Source organism: Paraburkholderia sp. EB58, assembly GCF_050436665.1.
In the GTDB taxonomy this organism is placed as follows: Bacteria; Pseudomonadota; Gammaproteobacteria; order Burkholderiales; family Burkholderiaceae; genus Paraburkholderia.
The window spans coordinates 1-3,838 of record NZ_JBNDMQ010000086.1 but is presented as its reverse complement, the minus strand read 5'-3'; the positions used below and the strand labels follow the sequence as shown (position 1 = coordinate 3,838).

General features: G+C 59.4%; 4 protein-coding genes. 2 read left to right on the top strand and 2 right to left on the bottom strand.

Features of this window, described 5'->3' with window-relative positions:
• Positions 1-252 precede the first annotated feature (252 nt).
• Positions 253-615 (bottom strand): hypothetical protein, encoded by a 363-nt coding sequence (locus tag P3T40_RS44755; protein WP_429274066.1) that lies wholly within the window; start codon positions 613-615, stop codon positions 253-255.
• Between the two features lie 558 nt (positions 616-1,173).
• Between P3T40_RS44755 and P3T40_RS44750 the strand changes: the two genes are divergently transcribed.
• Positions 1,174-1,467, top strand: coding sequence for a hypothetical protein (locus tag P3T40_RS44750; RefSeq protein WP_429274065.1), 294 nt, complete (start codon positions 1,174-1,176; stop codon positions 1,465-1,467).
• A gap of 528 nt (positions 1,468-1,995) precedes the next feature.
• Positions 1,996-2,463, top strand: coding sequence for a hypothetical protein (locus P3T40_RS44745; protein WP_429274064.1), 468 nt, complete (start codon positions 1,996-1,998; stop codon positions 2,461-2,463).
• 210 nt (positions 2,464-2,673) lie between these two features.
• Here P3T40_RS44745 and P3T40_RS44740 read toward each other — a convergent pair whose 3' ends face one another.
• Entirely contained in the window at positions 2,674-3,285 is a 612-nt protein-coding gene (locus P3T40_RS44740) for a hypothetical protein (RefSeq protein WP_429274063.1), read from the bottom strand.
• Positions 3,286-3,838: the final 553 nt, after the last annotated feature.

The window sequence follows — 3,838 nt, the reverse complement described above, 5'->3', positions numbered from 1 at the left end:
CGTCGTCTTCCCGCATTGCGCCTCTCCCCAAGCTCCTTAAAGCTTAGAACATAGCGTCAATCTATGTTCGCTTATTTATGCACTGGTTAGTAATTCGGGTTGTATGTTTGGATCAGGAAGTCGCAGACGAACTCGCCCCCGATCACGCTGATCGTCTAGTTGGTGCGTCGTGCGCTGTTCCGATCGACAGCTCGTCTGGACGAGTGCGAGCGCCGTCCGGAGATCTGTCTGTGGGCTGCTTGCGAGGGAGGGTTATGCGCTATGTGGTGGACGCTGCGGCGGTTCGGGAACGAACTGCGCGTCGAGGGCCCGGTTCACAAGCCGATATTGGGGTAACGAGATGATTGACGTGATAGCTTGATATGACGAGGCGAGAACGCCCGGTGCGTCGCAGCACAGGCTATGCATGGCGGCTTGGCAGACGGTCCCCTGCTTGACGCACGGCGATTTGGTGTTGTGTTTGAGGTCGTGCGAACTGGCCGTCACCGACTGGTATTCATGCGATGACGAAACCTCTGTCGACATCCCGAAGCAAAGCGGTGCCTGTGCCGGGAAGCCGACTATCGGCAACCAGGCGATCAGAAAACAGGCAATCAGTTTGGTCAGGAATTTCATGGCTTCGGATTAGGTACCGCGATTTCGCTTATCCGCTGGTTCTTGCCTGCATCGTTGACCTTCCCAGTGGGGGAAGGTCAAGTCTTTTATTGAGAAAGGTTCGTCTCTTGTCGGCCAGTACGCGGCCGCTCGCCAGACTTGCATGAACGGCTGAAGCTGGCCCGACTGCTGTCCGATGCGGTCGGCCGAACCCGACCCTGGCGAGACATTCGGCCTTCCAACGCGCAGCCGTCAGCTCACCGGCGTGGAACGGCCATTCGAATCAGTACGCTTCGGCATGAGGCGACTTAGCACGATCGGTGAAAGCTGCCCTTCCGATCTCGGAAAGGCAATTGCCCATAGAAGACGGGCAGTGGTCGAATTGCTTCGATATTGGACCTTGGTCCAATATCGGCATCCTCACTAATCACATAGCCTATCTTTCGGACGAGCGTTGTTGATCACGCGCTCCTGGACGAGGCGTGAAGACAAATCAAGAACCATGCCTTGCGTGCGGAGGCGCCGATTCTGGAACTCTGCCAGACCGGTAGCCACTTGTGAGGATGCGAGGGTGATCCCATGAACAAATGTTTTTGGTTCGCGATGGTACCGGCGTTGCTGTTCGCGAAGGCCGCCGCGGCTCAATACCCTGTCATGAATATGATCGCTGACGATCTCGTGCAGAAGTACCAGCAAGCGAGCTGCGAGCAACTTTGGGAAAAGCGAGCCGCTAAACAAGGTCATCCGAAATCCCAGAGAGAGCAGGAGGCGGTACAGATGCTCCAGGGTGACCCGCAGATGCGGGCTGCGTTTATCGACAGGGTGGCCGCCCCCATTGCCAACAAGATGTTCGAGTGCGGCATGATTCCCTGATAGCTGCCGGGTGCGGCACGCTTACGACCAGAGACGGAGCATTGCAGGGTGAGCCATCCGCTCGTTGCCCTGATTGTGTTTGTGTGCGTATTCGGCAGCGCACTGCCTGGCTCGTATCTGCGTGTCGTGCTGCCGGAACACCGGCCATGGTAGCGATCAGGCCGGTCGCCAGTTTTACGAAGCCACTGATTCATCGCTAAGGTGGGTTGGTGCTTGGCCTCCTGATCTCGTCAGCGCAAGGCTCATTCGATACGCTGGACAGCGAGATAGTGCGTGACCTGGTCGCCCCAACTGCGACGGATCGCGGGAAGTAAGTACCTCGATCGACGCGGCGAAGTCACGCTTAAGCAAGCCGCGGATCTCCTGCGTTTCCGGTCGCGTCGCGTCCCGTTACACGAAGTAGGAAAAATGTCCCCAAAATTCATAAACTTGTGAGTAGCCGGTCCTGATTCAGGCCAGCCGTTCCCCGGGCAAGGTTCGGCTCGATGGCAAAAATCTGAATCGGCGTGGACAGTCGAGGTGACCATTATGAATGGGCGTAGAGCGTGCCAGCTATTGCTGGTGTTGGCGACCTTGGGCGCCAGCGGCGCAGCCATAGCCGGTGGGGGCTGGGGCGGTGGCGGCGGCTATCACGGCGGTGGCTACTATCACGGCGGTGGCTACTACCACGGTGGTGGCTACTACCACGGTGGTTACTGCTGCGGCGGGTCCATCGGTCTCTATTTCGGCCCGGGTTTTGTCTATGGCTATCCATACCCGTACTATGCCTATTCGTACCCGTCCTACTACCCCGGCTACTACCCTTACGGGCCTACGGCGGTCGACGTGTCCTCGTCGCCGACCCAGTACACGGAGCAGAGGCAGGATATGGGTGGTGGCGACGCGCAGCAAGCGGGTTCCTGGTATTACTGCAGGAAGCCTGAGGGTTACTACCCGTATGTCAGGGCCTGTCCCGGCGGCTGGCAGAAGGTGCCGGCCCGGCCGCCCGGCAGCTGATCCCGCAGCACGCCGCGGGTTCGATCGACGCCGCCGGAACCAGCGCCATGTCCGACGGGACATGCCGAAAGAACCACGCCATGGATTGCGCGGGGGCTCGCCGGCGGCACTCGGTCGTAGCGATACACGCCCTGCCGCGCCTTACGCCGAGGCGTTTGCGTAGGCGCGTGAGCTTCTGCTGCGTGGTCTGGTGACGGACCGCGCAGCGCGCTAGTTCAAAGGCTCTTTTCCGCGAGTGACTTTCACTGCGGTTGCTGTGATGAATTCAGCGCTGACACTGTCCCCTACCTTCAGATCCGCTATTGATATGTCAGGACCCGCCCTGACCGTAACGGTTCTGAGCGGTCCTCGAAGCGTGACCAGGCGTGTCTTTGCGTCCACCTTCTGGACGGTTCCAAGTACCTGTACCCTGTGAGCCGATGCGGCAACTCCGCCGGAGGCGGGAAGGACTTCGGTGGAGTCAATCCGCTCGCGGATGCCGTTCGATTTCACTCTATCTGCGTGAATCAGGAGAGACTCCTGATAAGCAATCTGGACAGCGTCGCCTATCTTCAACTTGCTTATGTCACCCACTTCCGGGCCTACCGTCACCTCGAAGATTCGTCCGCCGACGCCCCGCAGCGTCACAGTGCGCGATGTAACGTCAATGCCGATAACCGTCGCGTTGGTCCTGATCAGGGTAGCTATGCCCGCCGTGTGCGGCCCAACGGCGGCTACCTCCGTCGCGCTCTGAGCGAATACGGGACGCGGGAGGGATGTCGTGGCCAGAACGACCAGGAAAAAAGCACTTGTCGAAGAAAGGCGGCCGGATAGGAGACGCATTCGAATGCTCCGCTAGGTCAAGGTCAGCGCGTGAAAAGCTCGATGGAAAACCGCGCCACTGTCGCCATCGAGATTCGGCAGAAGCAGCGCTTGCAGCGCCGGACGTGAATATTCCCATCGAGGCGAACCGGGAAGGCTCCAACGCATGTCTTGGCAAGGATATTCACGATACGCTCAAGGCGATATTGGACCTTGGTCCCGCTTGTTCCGCTACGCGTTGGGTGGTACTGGTCCGGTGCGGACAATGTCCGCACCGGCGGCCCGCGTAAGCATCGGCATATCGCCTGGCCATTTATTGATCATCGGCGTGAGGCAATGCGCGGGCGACAATGGTGACGGTCTATTAGAGACAACGCCCCCCCGAGAGGAGGTCGCTTGTTGAACGTCCTGTAAAGGCGGGCATTGGACCTTTTATCGTCCGCGCAACGCCTCAGTCGACCGTCCGCAGTTGGCCGACTGGACTAAACCGCTCGCGCGGTAGGGGCTCCGATCCGACGCTGGAGGTGAAGGTCAAGCCGGTCACGCGGTTTATGTTGAAGAGCGAGGCAATCCG